17 protein-coding genes and 1 pseudogene are annotated in these 17,498 nt (G+C 54.3%); 6 read left to right on the top strand and 12 right to left on the bottom strand.

Going from position 1 to position 17,498, the window contains the following annotated elements; genetic code table 11:
* Window positions 1-452 (top strand): annotated as a pseudogene (locus V6575_RS16695) (transposase); the annotation flags it as partial.
* A gap of 19 nt (window positions 453-471) precedes the next feature.
* On the opposite strand, the gene V6575_RS16690 reads toward V6575_RS16695, so the two are convergent.
* Window positions 472-873: a short chain dehydrogenase gene (locus V6575_RS16690; RefSeq protein ID WP_340275945.1), complete on the bottom strand. Its 402-nt coding sequence runs from the start codon at window positions 871-873 to the stop codon at window positions 472-474.
* Window positions 870-1,232: a MerR family transcriptional regulator gene (locus tag V6575_RS16685; RefSeq protein ID WP_340275944.1), complete on the bottom strand. Its 363-nt coding sequence runs from the start codon at window positions 1,230-1,232 to the stop codon at window positions 870-872. The genes V6575_RS16690 and V6575_RS16685 overlap by 4 nt, the downstream gene beginning before the upstream one ends.
* A 260-nt stretch (window positions 1,233-1,492) precedes the next feature.
* On the opposite strand from V6575_RS16685, the gene V6575_RS16680 reads away from it, so the two are divergent.
* Window positions 1,493-2,353, top strand: a complete 861-nt coding sequence (locus tag V6575_RS16680; protein WP_340275943.1) for a LysR family transcriptional regulator — start codon at window positions 1,493-1,495, stop codon at window positions 2,351-2,353.
* Between the two features lie 44 nt (window positions 2,354-2,397).
* Here V6575_RS16680 and V6575_RS16675 read toward each other — a convergent pair whose 3' ends face one another.
* From V6575_RS16675 to V6575_RS16665, 3 genes are all read right to left on the bottom strand, one after another.
* The gene (locus V6575_RS16675) at window positions 2,398-3,915 is read right to left on the bottom strand and encodes a tripartite tricarboxylate transporter permease (RefSeq protein WP_340275941.1); all 1,518 of its coding nucleotides are present in this window, start codon (window positions 3,913-3,915) and stop codon (window positions 2,398-2,400) included.
* 5 nt (window positions 3,916-3,920) lie between these two features.
* Complete coding sequence (locus V6575_RS16670) at window positions 3,921-4,370, bottom strand: tripartite tricarboxylate transporter TctB family protein (protein ID WP_340275939.1); 450 nt, start codon at window positions 4,368-4,370, stop codon at window positions 3,921-3,923.
* Between the two features lie 112 nt (window positions 4,371-4,482).
* On the bottom strand, window positions 4,483-5,478 hold the full coding sequence (locus V6575_RS16665) for a Bug family tripartite tricarboxylate transporter substrate binding protein (RefSeq protein WP_340275938.1): 996 nt from the start codon (window positions 5,476-5,478) through the stop codon (window positions 4,483-4,485).
* 489 nt (window positions 5,479-5,967) lie between these two features.
* On the opposite strand from V6575_RS16665, the gene speB reads away from it, so the two are divergent.
* Window positions 5,968-7,020 carry an agmatinase gene (gene speB / locus V6575_RS16660; protein ID WP_340275937.1) on the top strand — a complete coding sequence of 351 codons (1,053 nt, stop codon included), beginning with the start codon at window positions 5,968-5,970 and terminating at the stop codon, window positions 7,018-7,020.
* Window positions 7,021-7,103: 83 nt separating this feature from the next.
* Here speB and V6575_RS16655 read toward each other — a convergent pair whose 3' ends face one another.
* The 6 genes from V6575_RS16655 to V6575_RS16630 are packed head-to-tail and all read right to left on the bottom strand — an operon-like array spanning window position 7,104 to window position 13,135.
* Window positions 7,104-8,468 (bottom strand): aminotransferase class III-fold pyridoxal phosphate-dependent enzyme, encoded by a 1,365-nt coding sequence (locus tag V6575_RS16655; protein ID WP_340275935.1) that lies wholly within the window; start codon window positions 8,466-8,468, stop codon window positions 7,104-7,106.
* Entirely contained in the window at window positions 8,458-9,243 is a 786-nt protein-coding gene (locus V6575_RS16650) for a carbon-nitrogen hydrolase family protein (protein WP_340275932.1), read from the bottom strand. The genes V6575_RS16655 and V6575_RS16650 overlap by 11 nt, the downstream gene beginning before the upstream one ends.
* 18 nt (window positions 9,244-9,261) lie before the next feature.
* Window positions 9,262-10,290, bottom strand: a complete 1,029-nt coding sequence (locus V6575_RS16645; protein ID WP_340275931.1) for an extracellular solute-binding protein — start codon at window positions 10,288-10,290, stop codon at window positions 9,262-9,264.
* Window positions 10,291-10,320: 30 nt separating this feature from the next.
* Entirely contained in the window at window positions 10,321-11,139 is an 819-nt protein-coding gene (locus V6575_RS16640; protein WP_340275930.1) for an ABC transporter permease, read from the bottom strand.
* Complete coding sequence (locus V6575_RS16635) at window positions 11,139-12,062, bottom strand: ABC transporter permease (protein ID WP_340275929.1); 924 nt, start codon at window positions 12,060-12,062, stop codon at window positions 11,139-11,141. The genes V6575_RS16640 and V6575_RS16635 overlap by 1 nt, the downstream gene beginning before the upstream one ends.
* On the bottom strand, window positions 12,062-13,135 hold the full coding sequence (locus tag V6575_RS16630) for an ABC transporter ATP-binding protein (protein WP_340275928.1): 1,074 nt from the start codon (window positions 13,133-13,135) through the stop codon (window positions 12,062-12,064). The genes V6575_RS16635 and V6575_RS16630 overlap by 1 nt, the downstream gene beginning before the upstream one ends.
* Window positions 13,136-13,226: 91 nt before the next feature.
* Between V6575_RS16630 and V6575_RS16625 the strand changes: the two genes are divergently transcribed.
* From V6575_RS16625 to V6575_RS16615, 3 genes are all read left to right on the top strand, one after another.
* Entirely contained in the window at window positions 13,227-14,024 is a 798-nt protein-coding gene (locus tag V6575_RS16625; protein ID WP_340275927.1) for a helix-turn-helix transcriptional regulator, read from the top strand.
* A gap of 47 nt (window positions 14,025-14,071) precedes the next feature.
* On the top strand, window positions 14,072-14,983 hold the full coding sequence (locus tag V6575_RS16620) for a LysR family transcriptional regulator (RefSeq protein WP_340275926.1): 912 nt from the start codon (window positions 14,072-14,074) through the stop codon (window positions 14,981-14,983).
* A 129-nt stretch (window positions 14,984-15,112) separates the two neighbouring features.
* Complete coding sequence (locus tag V6575_RS16615; RefSeq protein WP_422785592.1) at window positions 15,113-16,534, top strand: amidase; 1,422 nt, start codon at window positions 15,113-15,115, stop codon at window positions 16,532-16,534.
* 38 nt (window positions 16,535-16,572) lie between these two features.
* Here V6575_RS16615 and V6575_RS16610 read toward each other — a convergent pair whose 3' ends face one another.
* A complete protein-coding gene (locus V6575_RS16610; RefSeq protein WP_340275924.1) occupies window positions 16,573-17,385 on the bottom strand; it encodes an IclR family transcriptional regulator in 813 nt (270 codons plus the stop codon).
* Window positions 17,386-17,498: the final 113 nt, after the last annotated feature.

The following is a 17,498-nucleotide window of genomic DNA, read 5'->3' as shown; positions in this document are numbered from 1 at the left end:
CACGGTTTCCTGTATCTGGTTGCAATCATGGATTGGGCGACACGGAAAGTCCTGAGCTGGCGGCTGTCGAATACGATGCACGCCGACTTCTGCGTCGAAGCCTTGAAAGAGGCCATCGCCCGGTTCGGACCGCCCGAGATAATGAATACGGATAGTCATACGAAATACCAGTTCACGGGGGCGGCTTGGATCACCACGCTGACCGAAGCTGGCATACGCATCTCTATGGACGGGCGCGGCCGGTGCATGGACAACATCTTCTCGAACGGCTCTGGCGATCCTTGAAGCAGGAATCGGTCTATCTCGAAGACCTGATCGATGGCTTCAAGGCGTATCGTGTCATCCGTGACTGGATAACCTTCTGCAATACCGAACGACCTCATTCAGCCCTTGAGCACAAGACACCAAAGGAGGCATATTGGGCCGACAGGCACCTGAATTTGGCGGCATGAAAAACAACCTGGATACACCTTAAATCAGCCGCGAACCTGTCCGGAAAACTGCGACTCCCATTCGGATCGGGTCGCGGTCCAGTACACCGCTGGTAAGTGTGAATGAGCCGCCGTCTTTCACAGACTTGATACCGGCAAGAACCAGATTGATCTGTCCCATGACCTTTTGCCTGAAGCCCAGCATCATGGTTTCTTCGGTTTGTTCCTCCAGCGTTGCGAAATGAACATCGCCTGCTGTTGAGACCACAGCATCAACTGGCCCGATCTTTTTGTACATATTGTCAATGGAAATGCGGTCCGATATGTCAACTTGAAGATCCCCACTGGACCGACCGACCGTGATTAAATCATGGCGCTGCCCCAGTTCCGCGCAGGCTGCTTTTCCAACATCTCCAGCGGCTCCAACAATAATGATCTTCATAATTTCTCTCCTAATATCTCATCATATTTCGCGAGTTTGAATGCCAGGAGTGCCTTGCATTTCACCAATCGCAGCTCTTGCAATTCGAGATGTGCTTCGTGCTCTTCCAGCATGGCTTTTCTTGCTGGGATGGCAGTGTTTCCTTGGCGGTAGAGCTCGGAAAACTGTTTCATTTTCCGGGTCGGCATGCCGGTTTCTCGAAGCGATGAAAGCAGGATGAGCCAATCCAGATTTTCAATTGAAAACCGCCTCTTGCCGTCTGTTCCACGTTGGACCTCGGGGCAGAGGCCAGACTTTTCATAGTAGCGGATCGTGTCGATGCTCAGACCGCATTTTGCGGAAACTTCAGCAATCCTCATAACGTACTGTCCCAAATCAACTGAATAGCTTGCAAGCTACCGACATGGAGTAACTTCAGGTCAAGGGATTATTCATCGAACGTTCACAAAGAGGCTTATCCCGTTATTGGGATTGGATATGCGCTGTGCTTTGAAGAAAGGCTTTGGATGGCCAAAACGGACAGAGTTCTTGGGATGACTATTTGGTAGATCGCTTTACATAAAACGTACCTAATGCGCGTTATATTGTAATTTATGCGCGATTATTGGACATAGAGATTATGGATAAATGGACTGAACTTCGGACTGCTTATCAAGTCGCAAAGCTTGGTACGGTGAGTGCCGCTGCTGAAACGCTTGGCTTTCACCGGGCAACGGTAAACCGGCATATAGACCTGTTGGAAGAAGAGCTGGGTGCGAGGATTTTCATTCGGCACGCACGCGGTTACACGCTGACGGAACTGGGCGAGGATGCCCTGCGGGTCGCTCAGAAAACCGACGATCTGATGGAGGATCTGGCAGGCCGTGTTAGGGGCGAGAAAGCTGAACTTTCCGGGGAGATCAAAGTCACGATCCTCCTACCTCTTATGAAAGCCCTCATTGGGCCTGTCGCCCGATTTCGGAGTGAAAATCCCAATTGTCGTGTGAATGTGATCGCGTCTGAAGAGCTTGAACGTCTGGAGTATGGGGATGCGCATGTCGCATTGCGGGTCGGTCGGAAACCAGACCATCCGGACTACGTTGTGACACCGCGCGCGCCGGTCGGCTTGAACCTTTATGCGCATGATCGGTACGTTGAACGTAAAGGACTGCCATTTGGAGCAGACCAGCTTGAGGGGCATGAGTTTGTCTTGCCTGTCGGTAAAGAAACGCAGTTACCATTTACGCCTTGGGTTGCCGAGAACATTGACCCATCCCAGGTCGCTCTGGCATCAAACCACCCATTTGTCGTGACCGAGGCGGTGATGTCAGGGTTAGGCTTGGGGTTTTTGAGTGATCTCGACGTTGCCGGACGAACAGACCTTCATGCTGTCTTGCCAGTAAATAATGCGTGGTCCATTCCTTTATGGATTGTCACCCACGTAGACTTACATCGCACAGAAAAAGTTCAAGCCATGCTGACCTGTCTCAAAGATGGCTGAAGCAAGTAAATATTGCTTTGATGTATCATTGTTGCATGTCTTGTTCAGGCTTCGCCCAATGGGCGTGTTGCTTTGCGGCGTGTGGCGAGCAGATTTCGGATGCCGCCAACGAAGGACCAGATCAACAAGATGGCTGACAGGGCCAGGATGGATCCGGTTATGGGATCGGACACCAGCCGCATTGGATCGCCTCGGGCCATGAGCATGCCACGGCGCAGGTTTTCCTCCAGCATTGGTCCAAGCACAAAGCCGAGGATCAATGGGGCTGGGGAATAGCCCGCCTTTTGAAACAGGTATCCCAGGGCGCCGAAGATCACCACCAGACTGACATCAAAGACACTGGTGCGCATGGAGAAAACACCGATGCAGATCAGGGCAATCACCACCGGATAGATGTATTTATAGGGGAATTGCAGAACCCGAACCCACAGGCCTATCAATGGGATATTGAGAACCAGAAGGAACAGGTTGCCGATCCAGAAGCTGGCGATCAGACCCCAGAAAACTGTTGGATGATCAGTGATCAGAAGTGGTCCAGGGGTGATGCCATGGATCATCAGCGCACCAAGCATGATGGACATGGTCGCGCTGCCTGGAATGCCGATGGTCAGGGTTGGGATGAAAGCCGTCTGAGCAGCAGCATTGTTGGCCGATTCTGGTGCGGCGATGCCCTCAATCGCGCCTTTGCCAAAGCGTGTCTTGTCCTTCGCAAGGCGGACTTCCGTGGCATAGGCGAGGAATGCGGCGATGACTGTTCCTGCGCCCGGTAGAGCTCCCAGAAATCCGCCGATTGAACTTCCGCGGGCCATCGGGCCGAATGTCTTGCGCATGTCTTCTCGGGTCGGCAACATGCTGCGCGCCGTAACCTTTTCCGTTATCCTGCGGGTCTTTGCACCGCGAATGGAACTGACAACTTCAGCGACACCGAAGAGGCCCATCGCCATGCCGACGAGGCTGACACCGTCGCGCAGCTCCAGAAAGCCGAATGTGTAGCGAAAATCGCCAGAGGTAACATCAGTGCCGACCGTTCCAAGCAACAGGCCCAGCACGACCATGATAAGGCCCTTGATCACGGAGCCGCCGCCAACCGTCACCGCCGCCACCAGCCCAAGAAGCATGAGCGCGAAATAGTCGCTGGGGCCAAAACTGAGCCCCAAGCGGGCGATGGCCGGACCAAAACCCATGAGCGCTACAATGCCGAAGGACCCGCCAACGAAGGAGGCGACAGCCGTGATGAACAAGGCAACACCGGCGCGACCTTGTTTGGCCATCGGATTTCCATCAAGGCAGGTCACCGCAGCTGATGGTGTGCCCGGCAGATTCAATAGGATTGAGGCAATCGATCCGCCGTACTCGCCGCCGTAATAGATCCCGCCCAGCATGATCAAGGCGGTTGTCGGCTCGAGGTAGAATGTCAGCGGCAACAGCATCGAGATCGCAGCCAGCGAACCCAGTCCGGGCAAAACACCGATGAATGTGCCGAGAAACACCCCAAGGAAACAATAGGCCAGGTTGATGGGCGTGAAGGCTGTGGCAAAACCGAGGAGGATGTTTTCAAACATGGCGCTTAAAATCCCAGGCGAAACAACGGAAGAGCCATGCCAAGAAGTTGCGAGAACAACAACCAGGCCCCAATGCAGGTGATGATCGAGAGGATGACCGCTGGCTTCCAGCCATAGCCGCGCTCCGACAAGGTTGAGAGGCCAATGACCACGAAGAACGCCGGGATCAATCCAAAGAGATAGATCGTTACCGCAAAGCCCGCGACGGCGGCCAGAATGGCTATCAGCGGGCGCCAAACCAGCGTATCAGCGCTGGTCGGATCAGGTTTCAGGATGGCCGAGGCGCATTCAGCCAGAGCCAGCAAGGTCAGGGCAGCTGACAGGACAATTGGAAAGTAGCCGGGGCCCATTCTCCGGGCGGAGCCGAAGTCATAGTTCAACCCGATAATGAAGGCTGTCAGGCCGATTGCTGCCAGAAGCGCTGCAACTACGAGCCGGAGCGATACGGTTTTCATAGTGGTCTCTGGGTGATCTCAGGAAGATCTCTAAGTGAAATAGGGGGCCTGTGGGCGGGCCTTGAATGATGCTTATGAGCGCGGCGGCGATCCGCCGCGCTCATTGTGGTTCTTAGTTTTTTGTCACGCCAGCAGTTTCAATAACGCTTTTCCATTTGGCCCGTTCATCGGCGAGGAACTGTGAGGCTTCTTGCGGGGTTGTCAGGGTTGGAGCCAGGCCCTTTGAGGCGTAAGCCTCCAGAACACCCTCATCCTGCATGGCTGCATTCAAAGCAGCTGATAGTTTGTCCTGGGCCTCGGCTGGTGTGTCTTTGGGCGCAACAAGCAGGTTCCAGAGCGTTGCCGTATAGCCCTCAAATCCACTCTCGATCACGGTTGGCACGTCAGGCATCAGGGATGATCGGCCCGGCGAGGAGACTGCGAAGGGGTGTATGTTGCCTGCACGAACTTGCTCGGCAGCTCCCGGTGTTGTCAGCATTGCGATATCGACGTGTCCACCCAGAACGTCATTCATGAGTGGCGTGTTGCCCTTATAGGGAATGTGCAGCATCTCGACGCCTGCAAGGCTCTTGAGGTATTCCATCGCCAGATGGCCGGGTGTGCCGACCCCGGAGGTGCCGTAGGTCAGGGCTTCAGGATTGGCCTTGGCGTATTCCATAAGCTCTTGAAGCGTTTGCGGCTCAAGACCGTTGCGGCCCGCGATGACGAGGCCCAGCGTGCCCATGACGCCGATGACATCAAGGTCGCTGTCGATGTTATAGCCTGTGTCGCGGCCCAAGGCGTCAATCAGGATCGATGCGCCAACACCGCTGACCCCCAGGGTGTAGCCATCTGGATCAGAGCTCGCGACGTGTGAAATACCGACTGTGCCGCCTGCGCCTGGGCGGTTTTCGACCAGAACGGGTTGTCCCAGAGTTTCGGACATGTGGCCTGCAAGGATTCGGGCGACAACGTCGGTCGATCCTCCTGGCGGAAATCCGACGACCAGCGTTACTGGTTGGTCTGGGTAGTCTTCAGCCATGGCCGTCCCGGCGGATATCGCAGCGAGACCGCCAATGACGCCAGCCGCAATCGTACGACGAACACTGTTCCAGTTAAAATTTGGCATGTGATCAACCTCCCTTATTCGAGCTTTACGAAGAAGGTATATTCCTTCCTTTTCTCATAAAGCTAGTAATATAGTTTTATCTGTTTTTTCGATGTGCGCAAGTGGGTTTTGCTGGAGAAGTGTGGAGGAGGCGAGGCATTTGGCTTGCTCACACAGTTACATGAGGCCATCGATTGCAACTCTGCGTCCCAGCATTTGGCCATGTGAAATGCCAATCACTCTGGTCTTGGAAATCCGTAAAATTAGAAACTACTCTTTTTGCCAAAACCATGGCGGCTCTTTCAGTCGATAGATGATGTAACTGATAGAAGTATGTACCTGATAGAAGTATGTACCTGATCGATGTGCGGATTGAACGCAAATGCTGCGCTGAGACCCGCTGTGTGCTGACATGCAGTATTGGTTTTCATCAATCAAGGCATTGCGAATGATCCCAAAGCGTTCGAGACTGGGTGCAATGGATAGTCCGTAAGCCAAGAGATGACTGCAATGACGTTTGACGATCAAAAGCTTCAAGATCTGCGTGAGAAATTTGGCGACGGCCATGGCGGTAATATTCTTAATTCTGAATTCCGTGCCGTGGCGGACAAGATCTTTTCCGCAAACGGCACCCGGGCTGCGCCCTACAGCGGTATTCCGACCTTACTGGATGCTGACCATCTGCCCGTTGATGCGGAAAATCCAGATTTTCAGGGTCTTGATATTGCTCTCATCGGGGTTCCGATGGACCTTGGTGTCACCAACCGCCCAGGCTCCCGCTTTGGCCCTCGTGCAATCCGGGCCATCGAACGGGTAGGGCCCTATAATCATGTCTTGAAGACTGCACCGCTCTATGAGGCCAAGGTGGCTGATATCGGAGATGTGCCGTTCAGCAGCCGCTATCGGCTGGAAATGAGCCACGAGGATATCGAAAAGCGGTTTAACCAGATCGTGTCAGCTGGCGTGATCCCGGTGGCAGTCGGCGGGGATCATTCTATCACCCATCCGATTTTGAAAGCCGTCGGCAAGGATGGCCCCGTCGGCATGATCCACATCGATGCGCATTGCGACACAGGTGGGTCTTTTGACCTGACCAAATTCCACCACGGAGGTCCGTTTCGTAATGCGGTTCTGGATGGGGTACTGGATCCGACGCGAACGGTTCAGATCGGCATTCGCGGGTCTTCTGAGTATCTTTGGGAGTTTTCCTACGAGTCCGGCATGAGCGTCATTCACGCTGAAGACATTGCAAAAATGGGCATTCCTGCGGTGATTGAAAAAGCGCTTTCGGTGATTGGTGACGGACCGACCTATATCTCCTTCGACATTGACAGTCTTGATCCGGCTTTTGCGCCGGGCACCGGAACGCCGGAGATTGGCGGCCTCACTACACGAGAAGCCCTGGCCATTCTTCATGGATTGAAGGGCGGCAATTTTGTTGGCGGAGATGTGGTCGAGGTCGCTCCGCAATATGACACAACCACCAATACGGCCCATGCGGGTGCGCAGATTCTGTTTGAAATTCTGAGCCTCATTCAGCTCAATCCATCTCGGAACGTCTAAAGTTCGTGATGTCTGGATATGAAAAAGGGCGCCGTTATTCGCGGCGCCCTCAAGCACATCAGGCCATTTCAGCTCATGCAGACCTAACGGTTGGCCGTCACCTCTAAAATGCTTTCCCGCAGGATCTCGGCAATCTGGCCTATTTGTTCTTCGGTGAGGATCAGGGGCGGAGACAGGATGAGGATATTGCCCAGTGGCCGCGCGATCAGTCCGCGTTTCTGGGTTGCACGGGCAATCTTCAAGCCGATCTGGTCTTCAGGTGTGAAGGGGGCCTTGGTGGCCTTGTCCTTGATGAACTCGATGCCGATCATGAAGTGACTGCCTCGGACTTCGCCGACGATCTCCAGATCTGAAAGGCCCCGCAGTGCGTTCTCAAAGATCTTGCCTGTGGTGCGGACCTGTTGTGGCAGCTGGTCACGTTCCATCAATGCGATGTTGGCAAGACCGGCAGCAGCGGCTGCAGGGTGCCCGGAGTAAGTCATGCCGTGCAGGAACATGCTGCCAGGCCCTGAGATGACGTCATGGATTTCGTCAGAAATGATGGTTGCTGACATGGGCTGATAGCCCGATGTCAAACCCTTGGCGGTCGTGATAATGTCCGGGGTGACACCGAAGACGTCTTTGGAGGCGAAGAAATGCCCAAGGCGCCCAAAGGCTGTCACGACTTCATCGGAGATATACTTGATGTCATTGGCCGCACAGACCGCTGCCATGCGGATATGATAGCCCTCAGGCGCCACGATGACGCCGCCAGCACCCATGATCGGTTCAGCGATGAAGGCTGCGATGTTTTCTGCGCCCATCCGTTCGATGCTTTGTTCGAGATCGGCCTCCAATGCGTCGAGGAATTCCGCTTCGCTCATGCCTTCACCCTCACGCCAGAAATGCGGGCTGCGCAGGTGATGAACCAGATCGTTGGCGCTGTCCCAGCCTTCTGAATAAGCGGGCGTCGTCATGGCAATGGAGAGGTGGGTTGAGCCGTGGTATGCGCCGATCCGGCTCAGGATTTTCTTCTTGTTCGGGCGGCCAAGACGGTTGTTGTAGTGATGCAGCATGCGTACGGCTGAATCGTTGGCAACCGAGCCGGAGTTGGCGAAATACACCTTGTTGAGGTGCCCGGGCGCAAGGCTTGCGATCTTGCTGGACAATGCAGCAGCGGTCGGGTGGGTGAAATTGTAGAAGGTCGAGTAGAAATCCAGCTCATTGAGCTGTAGATGGATAGCATCAATGATTTCCTTGCGGCGGTGTCCGACGTTGACGCACCAAAGGCCGCCAATTCCGTCGATCAGCTCATTGCCCTCGCTGTCGCGCACAAGCGCGCCTTCTGCGCTGACAATAACCGTGCGGGCATCATTTTGCTTCAGCGCATTCAAATCGGCGAAGGACTGGATTAGATGGGTGTCCGCCGTTAGCACTTCATCGGTGGTCATCTGCACATCAAGCGTCATGGGAAATCCCAACCTTCCTGTAATCTCTGTTTTGTTGTGAAAGTATTTCGGCGGTGATTTGCTCAATGTGAGACAGATCGGCGATCAGGAGTGTTTCTGTCACTCCAGCGGTCGCCAGAGGCATGGCATCCGGTCCGACGATAAGAGAATTACCGCCGTAGGCCAGGCCATCTTCCTGGCCGCAATAATTGGCATAAACGATGGTCAGGCGCATTTCCGCAGCGCGGGCAGGCACCAGAACCCTTGAGACATGTTCGAATCCTTTTGGGTTCGCGGTTGGAACCAAAATGAGGCTGACGCCTTCGCGGGCGAGCGCGTCGCAATGCTGCGGGAACTCGACGTCATAGCAAATCAGCAATGCCGCTCTTTGTCCGAAGATCTCAAACACCGAATAGGCATCTCCAGCTGTGAAACCGGCCCGTTCCATGGGGCCAAACAGCTGGATTTTTCGGTAATGCGCGCACTGCTTTCCCGTGTCGTCGAAGCAGGTTGCTGAATTATAGATTGTCTCGTCGAGGCGCTCGGCCCAGCCAATGGTCAGGCCGCACGCATACTGACTTGCAAGGTCCGACAGACGCTTTGTCCATGCCCCGCCCAAAGGTTGGGCGAGGCCTTGATGCAGATCAGGCTGATTATAGCCTGGCAGATAAAGTTCCGGGAAAACAGCCATACTTGCGCCTGCCTGGGCTGCAGCGGCCAAGTTCATCTCGATCCGGGCAAAGCCCAACTCGATATCTCCGCCAATTGCGGGGCCCTGATAAAGCGCAAGTTTCATGTCTGTTTTGTCCTGCGCTTATTTCTTCAGGTTGGTCCAGATGGCGTCATAGAGAACCTGGACGTCTTCCGGGCAGGCCTCGACGAAAACGCCTTTCTGGCCTGCTGGTGGATTGGATTCAGGTGAGTTTTTCACCTCCGGATCGAGGAATGGACCAACACCTTTCACACCAGCAGTGTACTGCGCATAGTTGGTCACAGCGGCTGCATTTTCAGGCTCAAGCAGGAAGTTCATGAACTTGAGTGCATTGTCCCGGTTGGGGGCGTTTTTCAGCAGAACCGCATTGTCCATCCAGACAATGTAACCTTCCTTTGGAAAGGCGTACTCGATGTTGGCGCCTTCAGCGCGGGCCTTGGCGGAAAAGCCGGACCAGATCATGCCAGCGGCTGCATCACCGGACACAAGAACATCCTTGGCGACATCTGAGCCAAAGGACGCCCAGTCCTTTTTCGCGCTGATCACCTTGGCGTTCAGAGCTTTAAGCTGGTCACGATCTGATGTGCACTGGGGAATGTCCAGATACAGCGATGCAAGGGTCAGGGTTTCACCGGCGGTGTCCAGAACGTTGATCTTGCCTTTCAGTTTTTCTGGCGGATCAAAGATCACGGACAGGCTGTCGATTGGCCCCTTGTAGACATCCCGATTTACGGAATAGGAGGTTGATCCCCACTGATAGGGAATGGAACTCTTGCGGCCCGGATCGAAGGCAACATCAACCCACTGGTCTTCGATGTTGCCAAAATTTGACAATTCGGACGGCTCGAATGTGTCGAGCATGCCTTCACCGGTCATGATCTTGACCATGTAGTCGCCAGGAAAGGCAACGTCGTAACTGCCGAGCTTGCCAGCTTTCAGGGATGCCAGAAGAGCTTCGTTGCTGTCGAAAGTGTCCATGGTCACTTCGACATCATATTCCTTGGCGAATTTGTCCAGCAGTGTCTGCGGGATGTACTCGAACCAATGGTAGATCGACAGCTTGCCTTCAGCCTGGGCGCTGACCGTAAGGCCGAGAACGATCAGGGAGGTCGCCAATAGGTGCTTTTTCATGCAGTGCTCCACTCTTTAGGGTTTGTTCTGTCAGGGCTTTTGTTTTTTTACTTGTCCTGCCCGGCCTATCAGCCAGGACAGGGTGACCAGGACCACCGACACACCGAGCATCAGTGTGGAGATGGCCATGATATTGGGTTTGATGCCTTGCTTGACCGAGCCGAAGATCGCCGTCGGCAGGGTCTCTATGCCAGCTCCTTTGACAAAATTCGTGATCAGGAAGTCATCAAGTGAAATGATGAAAGCGAGCAGGAAGCCGGACATGATGCCAGGTGTCATCAGTGGCAGAAGCACAAGCCTGAAAGCTTGTCCGGGCGTTGCATAAAGATCCATTGCGGCTTGCTCATACATGTCTGGAATGCTCTGCATCCGGGCCGTTATCGGCAGATAGGCAAATGGAATGCAAAAGACGATATGAGCCAGGAGAATTGTCGTGAGGCCGGTCGTGAAGCCGATGGCTGAAAAGAACACCAGGCTTGCGACAGCCGTGACGACTTCTGGCACCATCAATGGCAGGTTGATCAACACAAAGCCTATGGTCTTGCCCCGGAACCGCCCAGCACGCGTCATGGCGACAGATGCAGCGGTGGCAATGGTCGTTGCGACTATGGCCGCCGTCAGGGCGATAACGAGTGAATTTAACGCGGCTTTTTGAAACTTGGGCGCTTCAGGACCGGTGAAAACATCGACATACCATGTCAGCGACAGACCACCCCAATTGGTGATGGAAGCAGAGGCATTGAACGAATAAACGGCGACCACAATAAGAGGTGCGTAGAGCACCACAAGGCAGAGGATCGTGATTGCGAGAAAGCCAGGAAAACGCCGAAGGTCGGTTTTGGCTGCCATCAGCTTGTTCCTTCCTTGTTCTGGTTGCGGGCGTAAACCATGAGCACCACCAGAACGATGGAGAGCAGGATCATTGAGGCTGCAGCTCCAAAGGGCCAGTTGCCAGCGCTTCCCTTGAATTGTTCCTCGATCAGGGAGCCGATCATGAAGGTCTTGGCTCCTCCCAGAAGATCTGGTGCCAGAAACGCTCCGAGTGAGGGCACGAACACAAGGATACAGCCTGCGATAATCCCGGGCTTCACCACGGGCAGGATCACCAAGCGTAATGTCGTCCAGGCTCCTGCATAAAGATCCGCTGCGGCCTCAGAGAGCGCGAAGTCATAGCGCTCGACAGCGGCATAGATCGGCAGGACCATGAACGGCAAGTAGCTATAGAATAGGCCAAGCTGAACCGCGAAATTGGTGTTGATCAACCCGAGCGGTTCGTTGATCAGGCCGATACTGAGTAGAAACTCGTTCAGCGGACCGGTGTCGCGGATGAGAAATTTCATTGAGACTGTGCGTATCAGCAAGTTCACCCAATAGGGGATCGTCACGAGAAACAGCCAGATCGACCGGGAGCTGGCCTCTCTTGTTGCAATGAACCAGGCAGTTGGAAAACCAATCAGCAGGCAGGCAATGGTGGCGAGTCCCGCCTGCCAGATCGACCGCCAGAAAATGCCGATGTAAGTCCATTCTAAGGTCGGGGGTTCATCTCCGAACAAGCCGCGGTCAAAAAAGAACTGATCATAGGCATCCAGTGAGAATTCCCAGATGACACCACCACGAAACTCCTTGGTAAGAAAAGAGTAGACGCCGACTATGATGACCGGAACCAAAAGGAAAATGCCGATCATGATCCAGGCTGGGAGCATGAGCTTTAGCCCATTGCCCCGGTAAATATCAGATCCGGTGCCAGCGCCCATTGGCGCGCCGCCAGCCATCAGTCAGCCAACAGGCGCGCTGCGCCTGCTTCGAGTTGCAAGCCGATATGGCTGCCCGTTTCCGGCACGACAGTGGCTTCCGAGTTCTGCAGGCGAACGTCGATCTTCTCTTCATCGGCAAGGCTTACCTGCAGGTGAATATCGGTTCCAAGGTAGACTTGGCCGAGGACTGTAGCGTTGAAATTGCCCGCCCCAGCTTCGCATAGGGTGATGCGCTCGGGCCGAACCGACAAATGCCCTTTGCCTGGATCAACCACTGCCGCCGCCGGACAACTGAAAGCAGAGCCGCCTGGAAGGACGATTTGCGCCATTCCATCCGTCACAGATTGAACGTCGACATCCAGCAAGTTGGTCTCGCCTATGAAATCAGCAACAAAGCGGTTCACCGGACTTTCATAGATCTCGCGCGGCGTGCCGATCTGCTGGACCCTGCCGGATGACATGACCGCGATGCGATCTGACATGGTCAACGCTTCTTCCTGGTCGTGGGTGACGAAAATGAAGGCGATGCCGGTTTCCCGCTGCAATGCCTTCAACTCGACGCGCACGGCCTGGCGCAGCTTCAAATCCAACGCGGAAAGCGGCTCATCCAGAAGCAGAACTTCGGGGCGTGGTGCCAGAGCTCTTGCGAGCGCGACGCGCTGCTGCTGGCCACCGGACATCTGTCCGGGTTTGCGTTCGGCAAAGTCGGATAGCTGCACCAGTTCCAGTACTTCATGGACACGCCGTACGGCTTCGGGCTTGTTCCATCCGCTACGCAACAGGCCGAACATCACGTTGTCCGTAACTGTCATGTGAGGGAACAGGGCGTATTGCTGAAAGACGGTGTTCACGGGGCGCTGATGTGGCGGCTGGCCAGTGATGTCCTTGCCCTTCAGCTGAATTGTGCCTGCAGTGACATCCTCGAAACCGGCGATTGACCGCAGCAGTGTCGTTTTCCCGCAGCCAGAGGGGCCAAGAAGGGTGAAGAACTCGTTTTCCAGAATATCCAAAGACACGCCATGCAGCGCGGTGACCGAACCATACCGCTTGACCACATTGTCGATTTGGACCGCAATGTTTTTGCTGGTCATTGGTGCCTCTTCCCTGATACCCCTGAATTCGCGCCTTCTACGATAGATCTGTCTTTATTGGGGGGTATATACCCCCAAAGAGGTATGTTGCATGGACCTGCCGAATTCAGCGGAAAAACAGCTTGGGTTAGCCATTTCAGCGCTGACCACGACCAAGTTTGAATATCTCTTGTACCAATGGCTTTCCCGGTGCTTTGAAATCGACAATACGACGATGCTGGCCTATTTTCAGACCCGGGTTCCAGAGGTTTTGTTTACACAGGCTCTGGAGAAATCGGTTCATGCCAAACTTGAATCCGATTATGTACCAGCTGCTTACCTACTGGATCCGTTTCACAGTTTGCATGTCGAGGAAAAGCCGCCGGGGCTTTACAGGCTGAAGGATATTGCGCCGGATCAATTTCACCGCAATGAATACCATGCCGCCTATTATCAGCGCACGTCCCTGGTCGATGAGATAGCTTATATTGCATATCCGGCCACGGGTGTTTCTGTACATGTTTGTCTTGGACGAGATAAAACGTCGTTGCGGCGATTTTCTGCGCGCGACCTCCAAAAAGCCGCTCGGATCGCACCCATAGTCTGTGGTTTGATTGAGCAGCGCTGGTCAAGCCTTCAATCTAGCGGTGATTATCGGGATGAAGACCTTGCAGCCAATCTGATCTCTTCCATGATACTTGAGCATGGCGTTTGTCTCAGCCCTCGTCAGGCCCAAATTGCCTTGTTGATTCTGCGTGGTCATTCATCGGTTTCAATTGGTCTGCGCCTGGGCATCAGTGGTCAAACGGTGAAGGTTTTTCGAAAGCAGCTTTATCGAAAGTGCGGAATTTCCTCCCAGGCAGAATTGTTCTCTCTCCTCATGCCGCTGCTCTCGGTTCACGTTTCGTGATCCGATTTGTGTCAAATCCAATTAGCTTTTGAACGGGGCGAGTGCTCATGCAAATTCAAGCGATTACCTATTTCAATGAGCTGGTGAAGTGCCGGTCGATCCGGGAGGCGGCCAAGAACCTTGGAGTAACCCCGACAGCAATTGGCCGTCAGCTGGACAATCTTGAGTATCACTTCGGGGTTGTGCTTGTTGAGCGGGGTGCCAAGGGCATTGAGCTAACCGCGGCGGGGGAGGTGGTGGCAGAACGGTTGCTCAGTGCGAGCCGGGCCTTTGGTCAGGCCCGGCAGGCAATTGACGATCTGAGAGGATTGCGAACGGGAGAAGTCAGTGTCTATGTAAACGGCGCTGCCAGCGGATCGGTTCTGTCTGCTCCGTTGGCTGAATTTTCCATCAAATATCCATCGGTTAAATTGCGAATTTCCGAGACATCAGCACAAGCAGCTCTGGATGCGGTGGCGCAGGGGGAAGCCGACATGGCTCTGACGATGTTTTCACCTTCGGATGCGAGGATAAAATCTCGTTGCCAGGTGCCGCTGCCCTATTGTGCGATTTTCTCACCGGACCATCCTGCGGCCAGTGCGAAGGAGATCGGGCTCGATCTCTTGTCTCAGTACCCTTTGACCCTGCCTGATACATCTTACAGTCTTCGAATGGCTCTCGATGAACGAATGAGGCTTGCGGGGAAAGCGCCACTGGAGGCCACATTCACGACCCCCTCCATGACTGTGCAGAAGGAAGTGGCGCGGCTTGGGGCGACGATTCTGATCCTGCCGGAAGTGTCCGTTCGGCAGGACATCGAACTCAATCGGCTGATTGTGCGTCCCCTTGCTGCGGATGCACGGGTTGATACTTTCCTAAAACTTGGTTTGGCCAAGGATCTGTCACTGAGTTTTGCTGCAGACAAGTTTGCCCACCATCTTGAACTGTCACTTTTGTCACAGTTTCAGGGAGGTTCGTGATTGTTAACTATTCGTGCAACGGTTTTAGCATCACTGTGGCCTCATAAATTCGATTGAGTATACGCTCATTTCTCTGGCAGCATCGCATCACTCGGATCATGAGACAGATGCAAAACAGGGAAGAATGGTATGGCGATGTTGGAAACGAGCGAAGAGCGCAGCAGTGATGCAGATCTTTTGGCTCTTCCTGCAAGGCAAGTGTTAAAGGCCTTTTCTGACGGTCATGTGTCGCCTGTCGATTATATGTCTGCTCTGGTTTCCAGGGTCGAAGCGCGCGAGCCGAAAGTGGGCGCGCTTTATGATTTCAGGCCGGAGCAATCCCTTGCTCAAGCCAAATTATCGGCAGAGCGCTGGACAGCTGGCGCGCCGATAGGTCCGCTTGACGGTATGCCGGTCAGTCTGAAGGAATTGATTGCGACCAAAGGCGATCCTGTGCCCAGCGGAACGGCGGCTTCTGACATGCTGCCGGCTTCCGAAGATGCTCCGACATCAGCCCGTTTGCGCGAAGACGGCGCAATCTTCTTCGCCAAGACGACGTGCCCGGATTTTGGCATGTTGAGTTCTGGCCTATCGACCTTTCATCAGTTGAGCCGCAACCCGTGGGATCTGACACAAAATCCGGGTGGATCAAGTGCTGGTGCAGCTTCTGCTGGAGCCGCCGGTTACGGGCCCTTGCATATTGGAACGGACATTGGTGGTTCTGTGCGGTTGCCCGCTGGCTGGACCGGGTTGTTCGGCTTCAAGGCAACGCAGGGCCGTATACCAGTTTACCCCTACTATCCTGGGCGGTGCGTTGGCCCAATGACGCCGACTGTAGACGACAGCATCTTGCTGTTGGAATCGATTTCCCGCCCAGATTGGCGTGATGCGACGGCATTGCCGCCCATGGAGGGGGGCTGGAATGTGTCCCCTGCCAATGTGAAGGGCAAAAAAATTGGTCTGATGCTTGAAGCTGGTTGCGGACAGAATGTTGATCAGGACGTTCGTGATGCGGTTTTGGCGGCTGCCAGGCAGTTTGAGGATGCCGGTGCCGAGATCATTGATATATCCGGGATCTTGACCCGGGAGATGCTGGATGGCCTCGATAACTTCTGGCGAGGCCGGTTCTGGTCCACCATGGAAACTTTTTCCGAGGAGCGAAAAGCCAAGGTACTGCCTTATATTCTGGAATGGGCATCGGCTGCGGCCAGCCTGTCCGGCGCACAGGTGGCGCGTGGCTTCGATCAGATACTGGCGATCCGTCAGGCTACAGCTGAGATCTTCACCAAAGTTGATTTCCTTCTCTCGCCAGTCAATCCGGGCGTGAGCTTTCCAGCTGAGTGGGCATCTCCGAACAATGATCCGAACATGCCGTTTGAGCACATCGGTTTTACCATGCCCTTCAATATGGGTGATCAGCCAGCGTGTTCGATCAACTGCGGCTTTTCAACAACCGGCATACCGATCGGTCTTCAGATTGTTGGTCCGAGATTTGCCGATCTGGAGGTGTTGTCTCTGGCGTTGGCTTACGAGAACTGGAATGGTTCTATCAAGGAATGGCCGGTGATATGATCCTGTGTGATTATATTGCGCGCGATATTCTTGGCATCTCAGCCCCGGCTTATGGTTTGGGCCGCCTGAACAATGAGTGGGGCGAACTTCCGACTGAAGTCTTTCGCCGTCCATTCAGCCAGGGAGCCAGCAACGTGAATGGCTGCCACAGGTCTTCTTTGGCTGTCCAAAATGGCGGCGCCGATCGTGATCTCTCCGGCAAGGATCTGCTCCAATGCCAAAGCAAAACCGTTGGCGCGGGTCTCCGTGATCTTGGCTTTCAATGCATCAAGATTGGTGATGGTTTTCGGCGTCACTGCGGTGAGGGTGGATCTGATGAGGATGTCGTCGACTTCAGCGTCGTCCAGATGCGCAAGTATCGCCCAACCGCCGGATGTGCAGAACGTTGGAACGCTGTGACCGATCATCGTGGAAGACAAAATTTCCCGCTTACTTTGAAGGCGCGAGGCATAAACCAGCCTCAAGTCATCAAACAGGCTCAGGTCGACGCGTTCACGTATGGTTCGACGCAGCTCCAGAAGCACAGGGTTTGCGGTGACAACAATCGGGTTGAGCCGCTGAAAATCAAGCGAATGATCCAGAATACGAAGGCCAGGGACATAGCCCCGGTCGTCAGGGTCGCGGGTGATATATCCCATGGTGCGCAGAGTGAAGATAATGCGTTGAACGGCGCTACGGCCCAGTCCGGACAACGTGCTGATCTCCTGAAGCGAAAGCGGTCTGTCCGTTTGATGGAATACCGAAAGCACCTGCATGGCGCGCCCAATAGACTGAATAAACAGCGGATCGTCGCTCTCAGCAGGCGGGTAGGGCAGGCGGCTCAGTTCGGATCGCAAAAACTTTGGGCTCATGATGCCTTCAATTGTACCGTTTTCAAGATTGACCGTGTCATGCTTAGTTCGTAGCATAATTTAGATACAAAAGTATCGCATAGTGATACTTGATTGCAAGCATGGAGTTGTTT

This window comes from Roseibium algae (assembly GCF_037783265.1).
GTDB lineage: Bacteria > Pseudomonadota > Alphaproteobacteria > Rhizobiales > Stappiaceae > Roseibium > Roseibium algae.
The sequence above is the reverse complement of the archived record's forward strand: the minus strand, read 5'-3'. Positions and strand labels throughout refer to the sequence as shown.

Coding starts and splice junctions, on each gene's coding strand:
- V6575_RS16690 (WP_340275945.1), bottom strand. CDS start 873: ATGAAGATCATTATTGTTGGAGCCGCTGGAGATGTTGGAAAAGCAGCC.
- V6575_RS16685 (WP_340275944.1), bottom strand. CDS start 1,232: ATGAGGATTGCTGAAGTTTCCGCAAAATGCGGTCTGAGCATCGACACG.
- V6575_RS16680 (WP_340275943.1), top strand. CDS start 1,493: ATGGATAAATGGACTGAACTTCGGACTGCTTATCAAGTCGCAAAGCTT.
- V6575_RS16675 (WP_340275941.1), bottom strand. CDS start 3,915: ATGTTTGAAAACATCCTCCTCGGTTTTGCCACAGCCTTCACGCCCATC.
- V6575_RS16670 (WP_340275939.1), bottom strand. CDS start 4,370: ATGAAAACCGTATCGCTCCGGCTCGTAGTTGCAGCGCTTCTGGCAGCA.
- V6575_RS16665 (WP_340275938.1), bottom strand. CDS start 5,478: ATGCCAAATTTTAACTGGAACAGTGTTCGTCGTACGATTGCGGCTGGC.
- speB (WP_340275937.1), top strand. CDS start 5,968: ATGACGTTTGACGATCAAAAGCTTCAAGATCTGCGTGAGAAATTTGGC.
- V6575_RS16655 (WP_340275935.1), bottom strand. CDS start 8,468: ATGACGCTTGATGTGCAGATGACCACCGATGAAGTGCTAACGGCGGAC.
- V6575_RS16650 (WP_340275932.1), bottom strand. CDS start 9,243: ATGAAACTTGCGCTTTATCAGGGCCCCGCAATTGGCGGAGATATCGAG.
- V6575_RS16645 (WP_340275931.1), bottom strand. CDS start 10,290: ATGAAAAAGCACCTATTGGCGACCTCCCTGATCGTTCTCGGCCTTACG.
- V6575_RS16640 (WP_340275930.1), bottom strand. CDS start 11,139: ATGGCAGCCAAAACCGACCTTCGGCGTTTTCCTGGCTTTCTCGCAATC.
- V6575_RS16635 (WP_340275929.1), bottom strand. CDS start 12,062: ATGGCTGGCGGCGCGCCAATGGGCGCTGGCACCGGATCTGATATTTAC.
- V6575_RS16630 (WP_340275928.1), bottom strand. CDS start 13,135: ATGACCAGCAAAAACATTGCGGTCCAAATCGACAATGTGGTCAAGCGG.
- V6575_RS16625 (WP_340275927.1), top strand. CDS start 13,227: ATGGACCTGCCGAATTCAGCGGAAAAACAGCTTGGGTTAGCCATTTCA.
- V6575_RS16620 (WP_340275926.1), top strand. CDS start 14,072: ATGCAAATTCAAGCGATTACCTATTTCAATGAGCTGGTGAAGTGCCGG.
- V6575_RS16615 (WP_422785592.1), top strand. CDS start 15,113: ATGGCGATGTTGGAAACGAGCGAAGAGCGCAGCAGTGATGCAGATCTT.
- V6575_RS16610 (WP_340275924.1), bottom strand. CDS start 17,385: ATGAGCCCAAAGTTTTTGCGATCCGAACTGAGCCGCCTGCCCTACCCG.